This window comes from Mesorhizobium sp. P2_E10, from assembly GCF_056404235.1.
Map to the genome: position 1 here is coordinate 484,948 of NZ_JBFUEK010000005.1, position 18,754 is coordinate 503,701.

Annotated in this window: 15 protein-coding genes and 1 pseudogene; 13 read left to right on the plus strand and 3 right to left on the minus strand. The window is 64.1% G+C overall.

Annotation, left to right across the window (positions count from 1 at the left end):
* Positions 1-50: 50 nt before the first annotated feature.
* The 3 genes from asnB to AC1D0N_RS17125 all read left to right on the plus strand — a co-directional run bounded on the left by asnB (position 51) and on the right by AC1D0N_RS17125 (position 4,854).
* On the plus strand, positions 51-1,919 hold the full coding sequence (asnB, locus tag AC1D0N_RS17115; RefSeq protein ID WP_477245860.1) for an asparagine synthase (glutamine-hydrolyzing): 1,869 nt from the start codon (positions 51-53) through the stop codon (positions 1,917-1,919).
* Positions 1,920-2,092: 173 nt separating this feature from the next.
* Positions 2,093-3,736: an MFS transporter gene (locus AC1D0N_RS17120; RefSeq protein WP_477245862.1), complete on the plus strand. Its 1,644-nt coding sequence runs from the start codon at positions 2,093-2,095 to the stop codon at positions 3,734-3,736.
* A gap of 125 nt (positions 3,737-3,861) precedes the next feature.
* Complete coding sequence (locus AC1D0N_RS17125) at positions 3,862-4,854, plus strand: diguanylate cyclase domain-containing protein (protein WP_477245864.1); 993 nt, start codon at positions 3,862-3,864, stop codon at positions 4,852-4,854.
* Positions 4,855-4,859: 5 nt separating this feature from the next.
* Here the strand turns inward: AC1D0N_RS17125 and AC1D0N_RS17130 are convergent, their stop codons facing one another.
* Both AC1D0N_RS17130 and AC1D0N_RS17135 read right to left on the minus strand, forming a co-directional pair.
* Positions 4,860-6,641 carry a chloride channel protein gene (locus AC1D0N_RS17130; RefSeq protein WP_477245866.1) on the minus strand — a complete coding sequence of 594 codons (1,782 nt, stop codon included), beginning with the start codon at positions 6,639-6,641 and terminating at the stop codon, positions 4,860-4,862.
* A gap of 92 nt (positions 6,642-6,733) precedes the next feature.
* Positions 6,734-7,033 (minus strand): putative quinol monooxygenase, encoded by a 300-nt coding sequence (locus AC1D0N_RS17135; RefSeq protein ID WP_477245868.1) that lies wholly within the window; start codon positions 7,031-7,033, stop codon positions 6,734-6,736.
* A gap of 122 nt (positions 7,034-7,155) precedes the next feature.
* Here AC1D0N_RS17135 and flhA point away from each other — a divergent pair, with 122 nt between their 5' ends.
* The 7 genes from flhA to AC1D0N_RS17170 all read left to right on the plus strand — a co-directional run bounded on the left by flhA (position 7,156) and on the right by AC1D0N_RS17170 (position 14,450).
* Positions 7,156-9,243 (plus strand): flagellar biosynthesis protein FlhA, encoded by a 2,088-nt coding sequence (gene flhA / locus AC1D0N_RS17140; protein ID WP_477245870.1) that lies wholly within the window; start codon positions 7,156-7,158, stop codon positions 9,241-9,243.
* Positions 9,240-9,992: a flagellar biosynthetic protein FliR gene (fliR, locus tag AC1D0N_RS17145; RefSeq protein ID WP_477245872.1), complete on the plus strand. Its 753-nt coding sequence runs from the start codon at positions 9,240-9,242 to the stop codon at positions 9,990-9,992. The genes flhA and fliR overlap by 4 nt, the downstream gene beginning before the upstream one ends.
* A gap of 5 nt (positions 9,993-9,997) precedes the next feature.
* Entirely contained in the window at positions 9,998-10,381 is a 384-nt protein-coding gene (locus AC1D0N_RS17150) for a hypothetical protein (protein ID WP_477245874.1), read from the plus strand.
* Between the two features lie 206 nt (positions 10,382-10,587).
* On the plus strand, positions 10,588-11,448 hold the full coding sequence (locus AC1D0N_RS17155) for an FAD binding domain-containing protein (protein WP_477245875.1): 861 nt from the start codon (positions 10,588-10,590) through the stop codon (positions 11,446-11,448).
* Positions 11,448-11,924, plus strand: a complete 477-nt coding sequence (locus tag AC1D0N_RS17160) for a (2Fe-2S)-binding protein (protein ID WP_477245877.1) — start codon at positions 11,448-11,450, stop codon at positions 11,922-11,924. Before AC1D0N_RS17155 ends, AC1D0N_RS17160 begins: the two co-directional genes overlap by 1 nt.
* A 1-nt stretch (position 11,925) precedes the next feature.
* Positions 11,926-14,190 carry a xanthine dehydrogenase family protein molybdopterin-binding subunit gene (locus tag AC1D0N_RS17165; RefSeq protein WP_477245879.1) on the plus strand — a complete coding sequence of 755 codons (2,265 nt, stop codon included), beginning with the start codon at positions 11,926-11,928 and terminating at the stop codon, positions 14,188-14,190.
* Between the two features lie 14 nt (positions 14,191-14,204).
* Positions 14,205-14,450, plus strand: coding sequence for a MoaD/ThiS family protein (locus AC1D0N_RS17170; RefSeq protein WP_477245881.1), 246 nt, complete (start codon positions 14,205-14,207; stop codon positions 14,448-14,450).
* 258 nt (positions 14,451-14,708) lie between these two features.
* Here AC1D0N_RS17170 and AC1D0N_RS17175 read toward each other — a convergent pair.
* Positions 14,709-14,891 (minus strand): annotated as a pseudogene (locus tag AC1D0N_RS17175) (tyrosine-type recombinase/integrase); the annotation flags it as partial.
* Positions 14,892-15,060: 169 nt separating this feature from the next.
* Here AC1D0N_RS17175 and AC1D0N_RS17180 point away from each other — a divergent pair.
* The 3 genes from AC1D0N_RS17180 (at position 15,061) to AC1D0N_RS17190 (ending at position 18,225) form a co-directional block, all read left to right on the plus strand.
* Positions 15,061-16,128 (plus strand): type 1 glutamine amidotransferase family protein, encoded by a 1,068-nt coding sequence (locus AC1D0N_RS17180; protein ID WP_477245883.1) that lies wholly within the window; start codon positions 15,061-15,063, stop codon positions 16,126-16,128.
* 137 nt (positions 16,129-16,265) lie between these two features.
* Positions 16,266-17,288 carry an AraC family transcriptional regulator gene (locus tag AC1D0N_RS17185; protein ID WP_477245884.1) on the plus strand — a complete coding sequence of 341 codons (1,023 nt, stop codon included), beginning with the start codon at positions 16,266-16,268 and terminating at the stop codon, positions 17,286-17,288.
* Positions 17,289-17,397: 109 nt separating this feature from the next.
* Positions 17,398-18,225 (plus strand): SDR family NAD(P)-dependent oxidoreductase, encoded by an 828-nt coding sequence (locus AC1D0N_RS17190; protein WP_477245886.1) that lies wholly within the window; start codon positions 17,398-17,400, stop codon positions 18,223-18,225.
* Positions 18,226-18,754: the final 529 nt, after the last annotated feature.

Consider the following 18,754-nt stretch of genomic DNA (forward strand, 5'->3'; position numbering starts at 1 on the left):
CCGATAATCTCTTGGAATGCCATGAACCAGGCAAGACCGACCGGCAGGCCATGTGCGGAATAGCCGGCGTCTGGCGCAAGCATAGTCCGATCGGCGCGCGCGACCTGTCGGATGTCGCCCGCATGATGCAGGCGCTGGTGCATCGCGGCCCGGACGATCAGGGCAATTGGAACAGTGGCCGGCTCGCTTTAGGTCACCGGCGGCTTACGATCATCGATCCGTCGCCTGCCGCGCGCGAGCCGATGCTGACCGCATCGGGACAGGGCGTGCTGGTCTACAATGGTGAAGTCTACAATTACCGAGCGCTGCGCGCAGCCCTCGAGGCCGAAGGCAATGTCTTCCGAACCGTATCGGATACCGAGGTGGTCCTGCAGGCCCTGCATCACTGGGGCCCGGACAAGGCAGTGCCGCTGTTCGACGGCATGTTCTCCTTCGCCTATTTCGATCTGCGCAACGAGGCTCTGTGGCTTTGCCGCGATCGGCTCGGTATCAAGCCGATGTCGGTGGCGGTGACCGACGACCGCATAATCTTCGCGTCCGAGGACAAGGCGATCCTTGCGTGCGAAGGGTTCGCGCGCGACATCGACACGCGTGAAATCACCTTGCGGCTCGCCTGGCAGAGCCGCGATTCGAGCTTCAGCCTGTTCGACGAGATCGAGCGCCTGCCGCCCGCCGGCCTGTGGAAGATCACCGATGGTGGCGTCGAGAAACGCAGTTTCTGGCATGTTCTCGACGTCCTCGAAACGGCGCGCATCAACGATGACAGGGTATCGGACCCTGAGCGCATATCAGCGCTGGAAAAGCTGATCGAGGACAGCATCGAGATGCACTGCATCGCCGACACCAGCGTCGCCACGGCCTGCAGCAGCGGCGTCGACTCCGGCCTGATCACCGCGCTGGCCAAGCGTTTCCGGCCCGAGATCCACGGCTATGTCGTCGATCCCCTGATCGGCCGCAGCGAAGCCGAAAACGCCGAGCGAACCGGCCACCATGTCGGTGTGCCCTTGCGCAGGGTGCCACTCGACAAGGACCGCTTTTTCGAGCTGTGGCCGAGAATGGTCTGGCATCTGGAAAGCGACGGATGGCACCCCAGCCGGCCCGCACTGCTGGCGCTTGCCGAACAGTGCCGGGCCGATGGCATCAAGGTCCTGCTCACCGGCGAAGGCGCCGACGAGCTTTTTGGCGGTTACGATTGGCAGGCGGCGAGCATGAAGCTGTGGCGTCCATGGTCATGGCCGCAGCGGCTGTTTCAGTCGAAGCGCTCGCTCGATCGGAAATTCAAGCGTCTGCGCCGTGCGCCATACGCGATCTCGATGGGTGGCGGCAAAGGATCGGATCGCAATGCCGTGTTGCGAGCCCTGTCGCCGGAACTGAACTTTCTGCAAACCAAGCTCTTCGACCGGCTGGAGCCGGTGACACCACTGAGCGACCGCGCCTTTCTGGGAAGCTGCCTTCAGGACCTGTACGGGCATCTTCAGGATCTGCTGCACAGGCATGACCGGCTCAGTATGGCGGCGTCCGTGGAACTCAGGGTGCCTTTCCTCGAGAACAGGCTGATCGATTTTGCCATCCATCTGCCCAGGCGACACAAATATCGCGACAAGACCGGGAAGTGGCTTTTGAAAAAGGTCGCGGAAAAACACATCCCACGCCAGAACGTCTACGCAAAAAAGGTCGGTTTTGACATGTCTCCCGACTTTAGCGCCGGCGCTCAGGGTTTGTTGCGCAAGGGGTTCTTGCGGGATGCCATGAAATGGCCGGCGTCTTCCCTGGAGGATCTGGTGGAGCTTGCGGCGCGCGATGAATCATCCCGCATGCGGCTCGTCGGCATGGAGCTTTTCCTGCGCCTCTACGCCGGCGGCGAGACGGCGGGCAACCTCACCGAAGCGTTGCACGCCGCCAGCAGGGACGCCCGCTGACGTGGACCAATGAGAACCTTGCGCTGGGCAAAAGACTGTCACATCAGGACGTATTTTCGCCTTCGCTATCCTGTTGTTGGATCATGATCTTTTTGAAAGAGGCGTTCGCCCTTTGGGCGCCATGCTCTACTTGGTTCAGGGACGAAACCAGCAGGTGAAGGCAGGCAGCTTTTATGATCGATGACGAGCCGGCCGGCGAACGCGTCTCGGCGCTGGCGCCGTTCCGGCACGGTATTTTCCGTGCCGTCTGGTCCGCCAGCCTGGTGTCGAATTTCGGCGGCCTGATCCAGGGCGTCGGCGCCGCCTGGATGATGACCACCATCGCCACCTCGTCCTACCAGGTCGCGCTGGTCCAGGCCTCGACCACGCTGCCGATCATGCTGTTTGCGCTGGTCGCAGGGGCCATCGCCGACAGCTTCAACCGGCGCAAGGTGATGCTGGTCGCCCAGACCTTCATGCTGGTGGTCTCGGTGCTGCTGACCCTGTTCACCTGGTTCGGCCTGATAACGCCGTGGACGCTGCTCGCCTTCACCTTCCTGATCGACAGCGGCACGGCGCTCAACAGTCCATCCTGGCAGGCTTCTGTCGGCGATATGGTGCCGCGTCCGAAGCTACCGGCGGCGGTCGCGCTCAACTCACTCGGCTTCAACCTGACGCGCAGCGTCGGCCCGGCAATCGGCGGCATCATCGTCGCCGCTGCAGGCGCCGCGGCAGCCTTTGCCGCCAACGCAGTGAGCTATGTCGGCCTGATCATCGTGCTGGCCCGCTGGAAGCCGGAACTGCCGGTGTCAACGCTGCCGCGCGAGACGTTGGGCGCGGCAATGAGCGCCGGCCTGCGCTACGTCGCCATGTCACCCAACATCGGCAAGGTGCTGGTCAGGGGTTCGGCCTTCGGCTTCAGCGCCGGCGCGGTGCTGGCGCTGCTGCCGCTGGTGGCGCGCGATGTCGTCAAGGGCGATGCCTTGACCTACGGCATCATGCTCGGCGCCTTCGGCATCGGCGCGGTCGGCGGCGCGCTGGTCAGCGTCCGGCTGCGGCAGCTGCTGTCCAGCGAGACCATGGTGCGCATGGCCTTCGCCGGCTTCGCGCTCTGCGCCTTCAACGCCGCCATCAGCCACAACGCCTGGCAGACCTCGCTCGGACTGCTCCTCGGCGGCGCCTGCTGGGTGAACGCGCTGTCGCATTTCAACGTCACCGTGCAGATGTCGACGCCGCGCTGGGTGGTTGGCCGGGTGCTCTCGGTCTACCAGACGGCGACCTTCGGCGGCATCGCGCTCGGCAGCTGGGTCTGGGGCGTCGTTGCCGATGCGCACGGCGCCGAAACCGCGCTGATCGCTGCCAGCGTCGCCATGCTGGCGGGCGGCGCCATCGGCCTGCTGCTTCCCCTTCCCCAGCAGGCGATGCTCAATCTCGATCCGCTCAACCGCTTCAAGGAACCGCATCTCGGGCTCGACCTCAAGCCGCGCAGCGGTCCGATCGCCATCATGATCGAGTACATCATCCGCGACGAGGACGTGCCGGAATTCCTCGGCGTCATGGCCGAGCGCGGCCGCATCCGCCGCCGCGACGGCGCCCGCAACTGGACGCTCGCGCGCGACCTTGAAAACCCGGCGATATGGATCGAGCACTATCACACGCCGACCTGGCTCGAGTACATCCGCCACAACAAGCGCACCACCCATGCCGACGCCGTCATCGGCGAGCGCATAAGGGCGCTGCACAGCGGCGACGAACCGCCGCGCGTGCGCCGCATGATCGAGCGCCCGACAACCGCCGGCACGGCGTTGGTCATGCCGAAGGGCCCGATCGAGCATTAGGCCTTTCCTGCTGGATCGAGTCGCTCCCCAGCATCTGCGTCAATTTTAGCGAAACTTGATATAAAGATTCTCGGCGTATTCGTGACCTTGACGGCAAGCACCCTGCAAGGAGCAACGAGAACCTTATGCCAGCATTGCGCAAGTCGCCCGCACCGATGGATTTCCAATCGAACGAACCGGCAAAGGTCAGTTCGACAGAGCAGTCCCTGCGGGAAAGAGTTCGGCTTCTGGAGGCAGTCGTCGACAACTTCCCCGGCGGCATATCCCTGTTTGATGACGACCTGCGGATGGTCCTCTGCAACGACCAGCAAAAGTCCATGCTGGACTATCCTCCGGAACTTTTCCGCAATGGCTATCCAAACATGGAGGATCTGTTCCGGTTCAATGCCGAGCGAGGTGAGTATGGCCCCGGGTCGACCGAAGACCATGTCGGCAGGCGTCTTGAGCTGGTCAGACAGCGAACGCCCCACAGTTACCACCGCACCCGCCCCAATGGCACCGTGCTTGAAGTACGGGGCGTTCCACTCAGCGGCGGAGGATTTGTGACCACCTATCTGGATGTGACGGAGCAACGCCGCAACCAGGAACTCGTTGCCCATATGGCGCACCACGATCACCTGACCGATCTTCCCAACCGCGCGCTGTTCAATGACCGTTTGCAGCAGGCAATCGCGAAGACGAAGCGCAACGGGACCATAGCCGTCCTGTGCCTGGATCTTGATCGGTTCAAACCGGTCAACGACCAGCTTGGTCATCAGGCGGGAGATGAGCTTCTGAAGCAGGTTGCCGGACGACTAAATGCCTCGGTTCGCGATCACGACACGGTCGCACGCCTTGGAGGCGACGAGTTCGCCATCGTGCAGACAGATATCCATCGGCGATCCGATGCCGGCGTCCTTGCACGCCGTCTGGTTGCCTCGATGCATGAACCGTTCGCTGTTTGCGGGCATTCGATCTCCATCGGCACCAGCATCGGTATCTCCGTTGCACCCGACGACGGGTTGTCATTGGACGACCTGTTGCGGAAAGCCGACCTTGCACTCTACCGGAGCAAGCGTGGCGGTCGGGGCACATTCAGTTTCTACGAGGACGACAGTTCGCCACTAAGCCACATTTAACGCTGTCACCCCTCGCCCGACAGGTCGCGGCGCGCCTTGTCGAGCTCTTCGGCATAGCGCCGCATCAGATGGCCTTCCGTCAAAAGCCCAACGACGACCTGGTCGTCGAAATCCTCGACCACCGCCAGTTCTTCGGCGCCGGCGCGTTGAAAAGTCCCGGCGGCTGACTGCACGTTCATGCTCGGCACCAGCACCGCATCCCTGAATTTCACCAGCGACAGCACCGGCGTCTCGCCATCGGACTGGTCACTGTGCAGTTCGGCGACGATCAGCACGCCCATATAATGCTGCCCGGCATCCACCGCGATGACGCGCTGCGCGGCGCCGAGCGGCACTTCCTTGCGAAAGGCGGCAAGCGTGGTCGAGGCGTCGATGGTGCGGACATCCTTTCGCATCATCGAGCCGACCGTCAGGCTGCGCATCCAGCCGACATCATGGGCGCTGCGGATCGTCTCGCCGCGCAAATGGAAGCGCCATGTCGAGAAGGAATAGCCGAAGGTTTCGCGCACCAGGATCGCCGCCATCAGCGAAGCCGCCAGCACCACGCCAGTGAGCGTTAGGTCGCGGGTCGATTCCAGCGCCAGGAACGTCATCGTCAGCGGACCGCCGACGACGCCGACGGCCAGCGACGTCATGCCGACGACGGCGGCGACCGACGGGTCGATGCCGGTTGCCGGCGAGACAAATGCCATCACGCCGGCGAACATCTTGCCGAGCAAGGCGCCGAGGAACAGCGAGGCGAAGAACAGGCCGCCGCGAAAGCCCGAGCCGAGCGAGATCGCCGACGCCGCCAGTTTCAGCACGAAGACGCTGGCCACGACTGCGAGCCCGTAGTTCATCGCGAACTCGCGATGCAGCGCGCCATGGCCGCTGGACAGAACCTGCGGCGTGATCAGCCCCAGCAACCCGACGATGACGCCGCCAATGAAGGGACGCAGCGAGGCGTCGATCGACAGCCTGGCGAAACCGCGTTCGATCAGGCTAACCAGATGCATGATGGCGATGGAGGCGCCGCCGCCCAGCAGCCCGAGCAGCAGGAACGGCAGATACTGGCTGGCGGTGAGTTCCGGCAGGCCGGAGAGCTCGAGGGGAAACGGCACCACGCCGAAGATTTCGGCGGTCAGCGAAGCGCAGATCGCGGCGGTCATTACCGGCGCGACATTTGCGACCGAATAGATGCCGATGACCAGTTCGAAGCCGTAGAAGGCGCCGGTCAGCGGCGCGTCGAAGGCGGCGGCGATCGCGCCGGCAGCGCCGCAACCGACCAGGATGCGGACATCGTTGCGGCGCAGGTTGAAGGCGCGCGCCAGCCACGACGCCAGTCCGGAACCGACCTGCGTATAGCCGGCCTCCAATCCGACCGAGGCGCCAAAACCGCTGGAGATCATCGTCTGCCCGGCGATGATGAAAGTGTCGGTGAGCGACATGCGCCCGCCATAGAGCGCGTTGGCCTCGATCGGATCGACCGGGGTGCGGAATTTTCGTCTGCGCAGCCAGATCACCGTCAATCCAAGCAGGATGCCACCGATCGCCGGCACCAGCGCCTGCACCGGGTTGGCCAGCGAAAACATCGCCGAAAGCCGGCCGCCCGGCTGAACGCCGAACAGCAACCCATGCAGGTCCAGCACCATCTGGCTCATCGCGGTGACCAGCACCGCCGCCATCACCCCGACGACACCGGCCAGGATGACGATGACGATGCCGCGTGCCTCGAGCAGCGGGATCGATCTGATGAGCACCGCGCGAAGCCGGCGGGCATAAACTTGCGGTTCGTTTCTGGAAGGCACCGGAGCGGCTCGCCGATATCCGAATGGTGTGAAGGCCTGCCGTGCTGATACGCCCGGCGATACCGCATGGCAACCGCGATACCGGCTGCCAATCAAGTCGGCTTGGGCTCCCCCGCCTCATAGAGCACGAGATTGCGATCGCCGATGCCGAGTGCCGGCCAGCTGGCACGCCAGCTTGTCAGATGGGGCGCGGCAAAATGGGCATCGAGCGCCGTCCTGCTGCTCCAGACTTCGGTGATCCGGATGAGCCCCGGATCGAAGACATCCTGCGCATAGGAATATTCGAGGCAGCCGGGCTCGGCACGGCTGGCCGAAACCATGCGCTCCATCGCCGGCTTTGCCTGCTCGAGCTTTTCCGGCGGCAGGCGGATGGTGCCGATGATCAGGAGCATGGGGGTTCCTTTCGAAGGCTCGGACCACGGTGCAGTAGCCAGTCTCCCACCCTCGCGCAAGCTTGGTCGCTTAGGCTCACCAGGCTGTCGCATGCTCGGCAGGCTTGTGATCTGGGGACGACATGGCGATCAGCGAAAGCATCCAGCCCGGCGCGGTGGCGAAGAACGGCCGCGACGTCTTCTTCGCCATCGGCATCGTCATCATCCTGGCCGTGCTGTTCCTGCCGATCCCGGCTTTCCTCATCGACATCGGCCTTGCCTTCTCGATCGCGCTGTCGGTGCTGATCCTGATGGTAGCGCTGTGGATCCAGCGGCCGCTCGATTTCTCCTCGTTCCCGACCGTGCTGCTCATCGCCACCATGCTGCGGCTGTCGCTCAACATCGCCACCACGCGCATGATCCTGGCGCATGGCAATGAGGGCACGCACGCGGCCGGCTATGTCATCGCCGGCTTCTCCAGGCTGGTGATGGCCAGCGATTTCGTCATCGGCCTCATCGTCTTCATGATCCTGATCGTGGTCAATTTCATCGTCATCACCAAGGGCGCCACGCGTATCGCCGAAGTCGGGGCGCGCTTCACCCTCGACGCCATCCCCGGCAAGCAGATGTCGATCGACGCCGATCTTTCCGCCGGCATGATCGACGACAAGACGGCGCAGCTGCGCCGCCGCGAACTGGAGGAGGAATCCTCCTTCTTCGGCTCGATGGACGGCGCCTCGAAATTCGTCCGCGGCGACGCCATCGCCGGTCTCATCATCACCGCCATCAACATCGTCGGCGGCATCGCCATCGGCTATATCAGGCACGGCATGGGCATGGGCGAAGCCGCCGATGTCTTCATCAAGCTGTCGGTCGGCGACGGCCTCGTCACCCAGATCCCGGCGCTGATCGTTTCGCTCGCCGCCGGCCTGCTCGTCTCCAAGGGCGGCACCCGCGGCTCGACCAACCAGGCGGTGTTCGGCCAGCTCGGCGCCCATCCGCGCGCCCTCTATGTCGCGGCATCGCTGCTCGTCCTGCTCGGCCTGATGCCCGGTCTGCCGCTGTTCCCGTTCTTTGCGCTCGCCGGCGGCATGGCCGGCCTCGGCTACATCATCCCGATGCGCGCCAACCGTGTGCTTGCCGAGGCCGAAGCGCTGAAGAACCAGGAGAAGGCGACCAAGGTCGAGGAGGAAAAGAACTCGGTCAAGGCCTCGCTGGCCACCGCCGAGATCGAGCTTCTGATCGGCAAGCAGCTGTCGACGCGGCTTTTGGTCTCGCATCAGGAACTGTCCTTCCGCATGGCCAAGATGCGCAAGAAGTTTGCCACGCAGTATGGCTTCGTCGTGCCGGAGGTGCGCGTCGCCGACGATTTCGGCATTCCGCCGAAGAGCTATCAGATCAAGGTGCACGGCACCGTCGTGGCCGAATACCAGATGCGCGTCGGCGAGATCATGGTGCTGCTCGGCACCCGTGATGTGCCCGACATGCCCGGCGAGGAAATCCGCGAGCCGGCCTTCGGCATGCGCGCCTTCTCGGTGCTCGAAACCTTCGCCGAGGATCTGAAGCGCGAGAACTACACCTTTGCCGACAACATGTCGGTGCTGCTCACCCATCTCTCCGAGGTCATCCGCAACAACCTGCCGCAGCTTCTGTCCTACAAGGACATGAAGGCGCTGCTCGAACGCCAGGACCCGGAATACCGCAAGCTCGCCGACGAGATCTGCACCTCGCACATCTCCTACCCCGGCCTGCAGGCGGTGCTGAAGCTGCTGCTCGCCGAGCGCGTCTCGATCCGCAATTTGCACCTGATCATCGAGGCCATCGCCGAGATCGCGCCGCATGTGCGCCGCACCGAGCAGATCGTCGAGCATGTCCGCATCCGCATGGCCCAGCAGATCTGCGGCGACCTTTCCGAAGGCGGCGTGCTCAAGGTGCTGCGCCTCGGCAACCGCTGGGACCTCGCCTTCCACCAGAGCCTCAAGCGCGACGCCAAGGGCGAGGTGCGCGAATTCGACATCGACCCGCGCCAGCTCGAGGAGTTCGGCCAGGACGCGACCAAGGCGATCCGCAAGCATCTGGAAGCCGGCGAGCGCTTCGTCCTCGTCACCGCCCCGGACGCCCGCCCCTATGTGCGCATGATCATCGAGCGGCTGTTCACCACGCTGCCGGTGCTCAGCCATGTCGAAATCGCCAAGGGCGTCGAGATCAAGGTGCTCGGGACCATATCGTGACCGCGCTGTCGCAAGGCGTCGTCATCGCCGCCTTCCTCGCCTTCTGCCGCATCGGCAGCTGCTTCATGTTGATGCCCGGCCTGTCCAGCGCCCGCGTGCCGGTTCAGGTCAGGCTGTTCGTGGCCATCGCCGCCACCGGCGGCCTCCTCACCTTCCTGTGGGACCGCATCTATCCTTTCGTCGATCCGCGCCCGCAGATACTGGCGCCGATGATCGTCTCGGAACTGCTGATCGGCGGGCTGATCGGCGCCATGACCAGGCTCTACATGGAGGCGCTGCGCTTCATGGGCGCCGGCATCGCCACGATGATAGGCTATGGCGGCTCCGGCGGACCCGCCATCGAAGAGGCCGAGCCGCAGGCGGCCCTTGCCGCCATCATCTCGTTTTCGGCGCTGATGCTGCTTTTCGTCTTCGATTTCGACCACGAGATCGTGCGCGCGCTGGTCTCCTCCTACACGGTCGCGCCGGTCAACATCTTCTTCAACCCGCAGGCGGCGCTGGTCGATGTCACCGACACGGTGTCGGACGCCTTCTTCCTGGTCATCCGCCTCGGCAGCCCTTTTGTCGCCTATGCCATCCTCGTCAACCTGACCATCGGCTTCGTCAACAAATTGACCCCGCAAATCCCGGTCTATTTCATCTCGCTGCCCTTCGTCATCGCCGGCGGGCTGATCATCTTCTACTTCGCCATCGGCACTCTGCTGTCGCTGTTCGTCAACGGCTTTGTCGACCTCACACTCGCCCGGTAAACAGAATGAGCACGCGCAAGGATCGCCTGAAAAAACTGGTCAAGGTGCAGGAACAGCTGAAGGCGCTGCACGAAACCCGCCATGCGACGTTCCTGTCGGCGGCCGCGGAGGCGCAGACGGAAGCAAAAGAGCTGGTCGAGCATTTCGACGCGGCCGATTCGCTGGCCGGCCTGTTTCCCGATCTCTACCATCGCCGCATCGCCAACGCCGTAGGCCGCCAGGAGGCGAACCTCGAAAGCGCCAGGCAAGAGGCCGGCCTGATCGCCACCGCAACCGCGCGCACCAACATGGTCGAGCGCGCCTACAAGGACGTGCGCCGCCGCGACGACCGCGAACGCTCCGACCGCGACCGGCTCGACCTCATTGCCCAGAAGCGCGGGCAGGAGTAGCGGCGGGAATTCTGCTTTCCATAACCGAAGTTTCCCCGAAAGCCACCTCAAAGCCAGTTGCCGCCATTTACGGGCGTACGCCAATTCGGTTTTTAGGACTCGATTTTTCGGCGTCTGGCCCAATCGCCGCAACCGAGGAAGCGGATGGCCATTATGAGGAGACAGTTTATAACGGTCGCTGAAATTCCGATATCCAAGGGGAGACGATGCGTTACATACGTCCGCTTTCAATCGAAGATGCCGTTGGTGAGCTCGCCAAGGCAATAGGCCCGGCCGCCATCCTCGCGGGGGGCAGCGACCTCCTGGTGAGGATGAAGGGCGGCTTCATCGAACCCGACCTGATCGTCGACATCAAGGCGATCGACGGCTTCAACGAAATCCGCGAAACGGCCGACGGCTTCAGCATCGGTGCCGCGGTGCCCTGCGCCGTGCTGGGCGAGAGCGCCGCCCTGAAGAAGGCATGGCCCGGCGTCGTCGAAGCGGCCAAGCTGATCGGCTCGAAGCAGGTGCAGGGGCGCTGCACCATCACCGGTAATCTCTGCAACGCCTCACCGGCGGCCGACAGCGTGCCGGCACTGGTCGCGGCCGGTGCCCGGGCATCGATCGTCGGACCGGGGGGCAGGCGCATCATTCCCGTGGGCAGCGTGCCGATCGGGCCGGGCAAGACGTCTCTCGCCAAGGGCGAGATCATCGAGGCGATCCTGCTCGACAGCCAAGCACCGCGCTCGGGCGATGCCTATCTGCGTTTCATTCCCCGCACCGAGATGGATATCGCGGTGGTCAGCGCCGGCGTCAACCTGACGCTCGACGAGCACGGCGTCGTCAAAGCGGCCCGCGTGGCATTGGGCGCCGTGGCGGTGACGGTGCTTCTGGTGGAAGAGGCAGCCGAGGCGCTCATTGGCAGGAAGCTGGATGAAGCAGCCCTTGAGCGGCTCGCCAAGGTCTGCGCCGGGGCCTGCCGCCCCATCGACGACAAGCGCGGTACGATCGAATTCAGAAGGAAAGTTGCGGGTGTGCTGGCCAAGCGGGCCGCGACGACCGCCTATGCACGTGCAGGAGGCAAATGATGGCTGGTGTAGCAGTTTCAACCACAATCAACGGCGACCATGTCGAGTACCTTTGCCAGCCGGACGAGACGCTGCTCGACGTGCTGCGCGATCGGCTGGGGCTGACGGGCGCCAAGGAAGGCTGCGGCACCGGCGACTGCGGCGCCTGCAGCATCATCCTCGACGACCGGCTGGTTTGCTCGTGCCTGGTGCTCGGCGCAGAGGCTGAAGGCCGGCGCGTCGAGACCATCGAGGGCATGGCGCATGGCGACAAACTGCATCCGCTGCAGCAGAAGTTCCTCGAGCACGCGGCCCTGCAATGCGGCATCTGCACGCCCGGCTTCCTGATCGCGGCCAAGGATCTCCTGGCCAAGAACCCCGACCCGACCGAGGAGGAAATCCGCTTCGGCCTCGCCGGAAACCTCTGCCGCTGCACGGGCTACGACAAGATCGTGCGCGCCGTCCAGGACGCGGCCACCGTGATGAAGGGAGCCTGAGATGAATTTCGATCCACGTTTTTCCGGGCGTAAATTCACATCCGTCGGCACACGCCCGATCCGTCCCGACGGCGTCGACAAGGTGACGGGTCGCGCCCGCTACGGCGCCGACTTCAACATGGCCGGACAGTTGGTCGGGCGGATCTTAAGAAGCCCGCACGCCCATGCGAAGATCAGGAAGATCGACACCTCGAAGGCGGAAAAGCTTCCCGGCGTGAAGGCGGTGATCACCGCCGCCGACCTGCCCGACCTCACCGATGGCGATGCCGCCATGTACGACGTCCTCGACAATTGCATGGCGCGCACCAAGGCGCTTTATGACGGCCATGCGGTGGCCGCGGTCGCAGCGGTCGACGCCCGCACGGCCAGGCAGGCGCTGAAGCTGATCGTGGTCGACTACGAGATCCTGCCGCATGTCACCGATGTCGACGAGGCGATGAAGCATTCCGCACCTCTCATCAACGACGCCATCTTCACCGAAGGCCTCGAGGAAAAGCCGGTAAAACCCTCCAATGTCACCAAGCGCAGCCAGTTTGGCCATGGCGATGTCCATCAGGGTTTCGGACACGCCGATTTCATCGTCGAGCGCTCCTTCAAGACCGAGCAGACGCACCAGGGCTATATCGAGCCGCATGCCTGCGTGGCGAGCGTCTCGTCCGACGGCACCGCCGACCTCTGGGTCTGCACGCAGGGGCATTTCGTCTATCGCCAGCACTGCGCGCAACTGCTTGGCATGGAAGCCTCGAAGCTGCGCGTCACCTCGTCGGAGATCGGCGGTGGCTTCGGCGGCAAGACCCATGTCTGGGCCGAACCGGTGGCGCTGGCGCTGTCGCGCAAAGCGGGCCGGCCGGTCAAGCTGGTGATGACCCGCGACGAGGTGTTCCGCGCCTCGGGGCCGACCAGCGCCACCTCGATCGACGTCAAGATCGGCGCCCGCAAGGACGGCACCATCACCGCCGCCGAAGCGACGCTGCGCTACAGCTGCGGCCCGTATGCCGGCTCCTGGGCCGAGATCGGCGCCATGACGGCGTTTGCCTGCTACAAGCTCGATAACGTCAAGACCGTCGGCTATGAAGTGCTGGTCAACCGGCCGAAGACGGCGGCCTATCGCGCGCCCTCCGCACCCATGGCGGCGTTCGCGGTGGAAAGCGCCGTCGACGAGCTGGCCAAGGAGATCGGCATGGACCCGGTCGACTTCCGCATCAAAAACGCCGCCCAGGAAGGCACCAAATCGTCCTACGGCCCGGTCTATGGCCCGATTGGCATCGGCCCGACGCTGGAAGCGGTGAAGAGCCATCCGCACATGAAGGCCAAGCTCGGCAAGAACCAGGGCCGCGGCATGGCCTGCGGCTTCTGGTTCAACTTCGGCGGACAGACCTGCACCGACCTCAACATCGGCATGGACGGCTCGGTCTCTCTGGCCGTCGGCACGGTCGATGTCGGCGGTTCCCGCGCCTCGCTGTCGCTGGTGGCAGCGGAGGAGCTCGGCATCGACTATTCGCAGGTCAAGGCGATCGTCGCCGACACGTCCAGCCTCGGCTACAACGACATGACGGACGGCAGCCGCGGCACCTTCTCGTCTTCCATGGCGACCATCTCGGCTGCCCGCAACGCGATCAGGATCCTCAGGGAACGCGCCGCGCAGATGTGGGACATTGCTGTTGACGACGTGGTTTGGGAAAAGGGCCATGCCGTCGCCAAGGGCGAGAAGCACGGCAATCTCGGAAAACTGTCGCTGAAGGAGATCGCGGTAGAGTCCGGCAAGACCGGCGGGCCGATCGCCGGCCACAGCGAGCTCGTCGCCGACGGCGCCGGCGTCTCCTTCGCCACCCATATCTGCGACATCGAGGTCGATCCCGAGACCGGCTTCACCAGGGTCATCCGCTACACGGTGGTGCAGGATGCCGGCAAGGCGGTGCACCCGACCTATGTCGAGGGCCAGTACCAGGGCGGTGCCGCGCAAGGCATCGGCTGGGCGCTCAACGAGGAGTATATTTACGGCAAGGACGGACGGCTGCAGAACCCCGGCTTCCTCGACTACCGCATTCCGGTCTGCTCCGACCTGCCGATGATCGACACGCAGATCCTCGAGATCCCCAACCCCAACCACCCCTATGGCGTGCGCGGCGTCGGCGAGACCTCGATCGTGCCGCCGCTGGCGGCGATCGCCAATGCGGTGTCGAACGCCGCGGGCGTGCGCATGACCCATATCCCGATGTCGCCGCCCCGCATCCTGGCGGCGATCGAGGCGGAACGGGCAGGCTGAGCGAGGTCGAGCGAATGGTCGAAGTCACGCTCTGGGGCGCGCTCGGCCAACTCGCCGGAGGCAAGAGCAAGGTCGAGGTCGAGGCCAAAGACATAAGGGAGCTGTTCAGGAAGCTGGCTGAACAGTATCCCGGCCTCGAGCCCTTGATCGAGAAGGGCATTGCCGTGGCGATAGACGGGACGATCTATCGGGATACGTGGTCGAAGAAATTGCCGCCGGGGGCGGAGATTTTTCTGCTGCCGCGGTTGGCTGGGGGGTGAGTGGGGCCTCAGCCATCGCCTAACGTCAAGGCCTCGAACGTCAAGGATTGGGCCGGTAGTTGACCGGCAGCTTCGAGGATCGGATCTTAAGAAGCGGACCTTCAGGAACCCGTGGCGCTCGAGACGGTTCGCGAAACGGGCGATCCGCAGATGCTTTTTCATGTGGTTACAACACGCGTAGTCTCGACCTCGGCAATCTGGCAGGGGCCGGAAAGCTATATGTTGGCCGGCGCAGGAAAGTTTTGCGCCCGTCCGGCATCGAACTGTGTTCTCGATCTTGCTATGTCCGAGCAAAGTCTGAATCGCTCGTAGATTGCCGGTCGCCTTGTATATGAGCGACGCTTTCGTCCTGCGCAGCGAGTACTCCTAAGGTGTCAGCCCAATCGCGGTCCCCCACTCGTCGACCAGCCGCGCGTACTGACGCGTGCTCAGGTGACAGGCGCCACCCCCGCACAGTGGCGCGAGCAGAACACCGAGAGATTGGCGGCCATCGCAAGTTTTCTGTCGCAACCTGCAAGTGAATGCGACAGGAGGCGTGCCTATATCTGCCGATGAATGGCGGGGACGGCCTGACCCTCACCCCGGCCGAAAGCATCGAAAGGAACGAAGCATGCCCACCGCCAAGCGCCGCGCATTGATCCTCATCTCCTCCGGCCGCCAGCTGCCGCTGGCCGAACCGGCCGACGTCAAGTCGATCTCGACCGGGTTCTTCCTTGTCGAGATGGCCCAGGTGCTCAAGGAGTTCGAGAACGACTACGAGTTCACCTTCGCCACCCCCGACGGCAATGCCCCGCAACTCGACATCAACGGCATGGCCCTGTCCGTGCAATCCATCGAGAAGACCGGCGCCATCACCATCCCCCTCCGTATGCAGCAGCGCCGCCGCTCGTTCGACGTCAACAGCTTCCGGCAGCGCCACCCCGCGTTGGTCGCTCGCCGCGAGCAGGAAGTCCGACTGCTGGAACGGCACATCGGCCGGGTCCCGGTCTCCGAACTGTTGCCCAACAGCGAACCGGAGCTCGCCGCGTACCGCCCCGAACTGATCCGCCGCCTCGACAAGCTGCCCGAGGGCACCTTCCACTCGCTACAGGAACTCGTCCAGCGTCACCGCGACCCGGCCGACCCGTTCAGTTTCGCCGACTTTGACTTCATCCACACCCCCGGCGGTCACGCCCCCATGGTCGACTTCCGTGACAACCCGTGGCTCGGCGAAACCCTCCACGCAGCCCGGGAGAACGGCGTCATCATCTCGCTGATCTGCCACGCGCCCGTGGCGGTGACCTCCACCCGTCAACGAGTCGATGCTCAGGGCCACCCCTACCTCGTCAGCGACAACCCGTTCCTCGCCGCCACCATCTCGACCGTCCCCACGATTGGCGAGCTGTTCGCGCTGCGGTTCCTCTACCCACGCGTCCCAGGGAAGAAGACACGACTCTCCTACTTCGTCGACAAGGCCATCAAGGAAGCCGGTTTCAAACTCGCGACCTCCCTCAACATCGCCGCCCCGCTACTGGCCTACGAGCCGTCCGTGCGGCTGCTCACCGGCAACGGCCCGCAGGCCATCGACCAGCAGGCCGCCAAGCTGCGCAGGGTCCTCACCAGCACTCACGCCGCCCGACGCGCTAGCGGCACGCAGTTGAGCATGCAACCGTTACGGTCCACCCTGCCGGTCACATAGCGGACGACCCGGTAGGGCAGATGGATGACTGGATCGGTGGCGGATTCGGGTACGCTGTGATCGAACTGGGGCCGGGCCAGGCGACGATAGGACAGCGGCGCGCATATGCCGCCATTACGGGCGAGTGAAAGACTGCCATGACACGGCTACCAATCGACAGATGCAAAGTCCCACAGGCCTTTTGGCGCGCTGTAGAGCGGGCTGGCATCTCACCAGCGGCATTGCTGAGGCAAGCTCGGTTGCCTGCGACCCTCCACATTTCCGAAGACGCTTGGGTCAATACCGCCCAATACTTCGAACTCTGGCAAGCACTGGAGGAGCTGTCGGGCGACCCTGCGATCGGGCTGCATATCACAGTCGCGGCAGATACATCGGTCCATCCCCCCGCGACCATGTCGGCCTTCTTCGCCAAGGATTTCCGCGACGGCCTCAATCGTCTTGCCAGGTTCAAGCGGCTTTGCACCCCGGAAGAGCTGCGCGTGATAGAACGTGATGGCGAGGCTTTTGTCAGCTTCGCCTGGATCCACGCCGTTGGCCCGGAGCCCGACGTAGCGGCCGATGTGACGTTTGCAGCAATCCTTGAACTGGGACGACGCGGAACAGGTCGTCACATCGTCCCGCTGCGCGTGGACATGACCCGAAAAGGCCCGACGACCCAGGCGCACCAAGAGTACTTCGAAGCGCCAATAACGTTCGGGGCGCCCAAGAACCAGCTGGTGCTGCGTGCTGATGATCTGGATCGACCGTTCGCTGGGCACAATCCCGAACTGCTCGCCATCCTTACGCCGCCACTATTGGCCTCGCTCGACGAGATCGATGCGCAAAGCTCGTTGCCGGAACAGGTGAAGATTGTCCTGAAGCGGCGGTTGGCCAGCGGCAAGCCCGAACTATCGGACGTGGCCAACGCCCTGGGGATGGGCGAGCGCACGCTGCAGCGCCGTATTTCGGAATCTGGGACAAGCTTCAGGCTGCTCCTGGAGGCTTCCCGCCAGGAACTCGGTCGCGAAATGCTGGCCAGTGGCGCGAATGCGGCCGACGAGATTGCCTATCTCCTGGGGTATCAGGATACCAGTTCGTTCTATCGCGCCTTCCGCGAGTGGGAAGGTGTCACCCCTGCACAGTGGCGCGAGCAGAACATCGAGGCCCCTCGCCTGAACTAGAGATTGGCGGCCATCGCCAGTTTTCTGGCGCAACCTGCAAATGAATGTGACAGGGCGCGCGCCTACCTCAAGAGAAGTGCCCAATGGCACGCAACCATGAGGTAGATCGATGTCGAAAGTCTGGTTCATTACAGGCGCCAACCGTGGCTTTGGCCGCGTTTGGGCGGAAGCCGCAGTCAAGCGTGGCGACAGGGTTGCCGCGACGAGCCGGCAGCCTGAGGCCTTGCAGGATCTCGTTACTCAGTTCGGCGATGCGGTCCTGCCCCTGCGGCTGGATGTGACCGATCGCGCCGCCGCAACTGCCGCTGTCGAACAGGCTGCCAAAACATTTGGTGGTCTCGACGTTGTCGTCAACAATGCCGGCTACGGCCTGTTCGGTGCGGTCGAAGAAGTCACGGAGCAGCAGGTGCGCCATCAGCTCGAAGTGAATTTCTTCGGTGTGCTGAACGTCACCCAAGCCGTCTTGCCCATCCTGCGCAAGCAGGGGCATGGCCACATCATCCAGGTGTCCAGCATCGGTGGCCTGATCGCCTACCCCAATCTGGGGGCCTATCACGCCTCCAAGTGGGCAGTCGAAGGCCTCACCGAGTCGCTGGCGCAGGAGGTTGCCCCGTTCGGCATCAAAGTCACCTTGGTGGAACCGGGCGGCTATGCCACCGACTGGGGCCGGGGCTCGGCTGTCCACGCCAACCCGGCGCCGCAGTATGACCCCCTGCGCCGTGCCCAGGCAGACATCTGGGCCAACGTGCCTGCGGAGTTCATTGGCAAACCGATGGCGACGGGTCCAGCGATCCTGCAGGTCGTTGATGCCGCCGAGCCTCCCACCCGGATCTTTTTCGGGCTCACCCCAACCAAGACCATCGTGGATATCTACGCCAAGCGCCTCCAGACCTGGAAGGACTGGGAGTCGGTTTCGATCGCGGCCAACGGCCACTGAGGCAGCAGCCTGCGGGGCCGCCGATTGGCGGCCCCGCGCAGGTCAAGCGACCGCCACTCCGCTTCTAATCGGGTATTGAGGTAGCTCCAACGTTCGCCTCCGCTTCGTTTCGTCCTGCGCGGGTCACGCTTTTTTCGTGGTCGGAGAGCGGCGCCCGCCGAATCGGCTCGGGGTGCCTTGCTTTTGGACGCGCTATGTGCGCAGCAGACAGTTGCGGCGTTGCCCCCGGCGAAAGAACGGCGGCTATTGGGAAATCGCCGAGGCGGCCTGGACGGCCGAAATGCTGAAGGGTTTCGGGTGCCGTCAGGCGTACGAAAGTCTCTCATGCAGGAACCCGCGGGCCGCGGACGATTGCCTATGGGGATTTGTGCCTCGGGGTGTGCCAGCGCCTGTCGCGAACTTCCGCATAGGACGCGGTGGGCATGTCGTGGAAGCGGCTTCCGGGCCAGGTCGCAGAGCCTGTAGCGTTGATTCCGACGGGACTGGTGTGCGTGACGACCGGCGCCACGGCAACGTGCACATAACATCC

Coding starts and splice junctions, on each gene's coding strand:
- AC1D0N_RS17125 (WP_477245864.1), top strand. CDS start 3,862: ATGCCAGCATTGCGCAAGTCGCCCGCACCGATGGATTTCCAATCGAAC.
- AC1D0N_RS17180 (WP_477245883.1), top strand. CDS start 15,061: ATGCCCACCGCCAAGCGCCGCGCATTGATCCTCATCTCCTCCGGCCGC.
- AC1D0N_RS17185 (WP_477245884.1), top strand. CDS start 16,266: ATGACACGGCTACCAATCGACAGATGCAAAGTCCCACAGGCCTTTTGG.
- asnB (WP_477245860.1), top strand. CDS start 51: ATGTGCGGAATAGCCGGCGTCTGGCGCAAGCATAGTCCGATCGGCGCG.
- AC1D0N_RS17120 (WP_477245862.1), top strand. CDS start 2,093: ATGATCGATGACGAGCCGGCCGGCGAACGCGTCTCGGCGCTGGCGCCG.
- AC1D0N_RS17135 (WP_477245868.1), bottom strand. CDS start 7,033: ATGCTCCTGATCATCGGCACCATCCGCCTGCCGCCGGAAAAGCTCGAG.
- AC1D0N_RS17165 (WP_477245879.1), top strand. CDS start 11,926: ATGAATTTCGATCCACGTTTTTCCGGGCGTAAATTCACATCCGTCGGC.
- AC1D0N_RS17155 (WP_477245875.1), top strand. CDS start 10,588: ATGCGTTACATACGTCCGCTTTCAATCGAAGATGCCGTTGGTGAGCTC.
- AC1D0N_RS17160 (WP_477245877.1), top strand. CDS start 11,448: ATGGCTGGTGTAGCAGTTTCAACCACAATCAACGGCGACCATGTCGAG.
- AC1D0N_RS17170 (WP_477245881.1), top strand. CDS start 14,205: ATGGTCGAAGTCACGCTCTGGGGCGCGCTCGGCCAACTCGCCGGAGGC.
- AC1D0N_RS17190 (WP_477245886.1), top strand. CDS start 17,398: ATGTCGAAAGTCTGGTTCATTACAGGCGCCAACCGTGGCTTTGGCCGC.
- AC1D0N_RS17150 (WP_477245874.1), top strand. CDS start 9,998: ATGAGCACGCGCAAGGATCGCCTGAAAAAACTGGTCAAGGTGCAGGAA.
- flhA (WP_477245870.1), top strand. CDS start 7,156: ATGGCGATCAGCGAAAGCATCCAGCCCGGCGCGGTGGCGAAGAACGGC.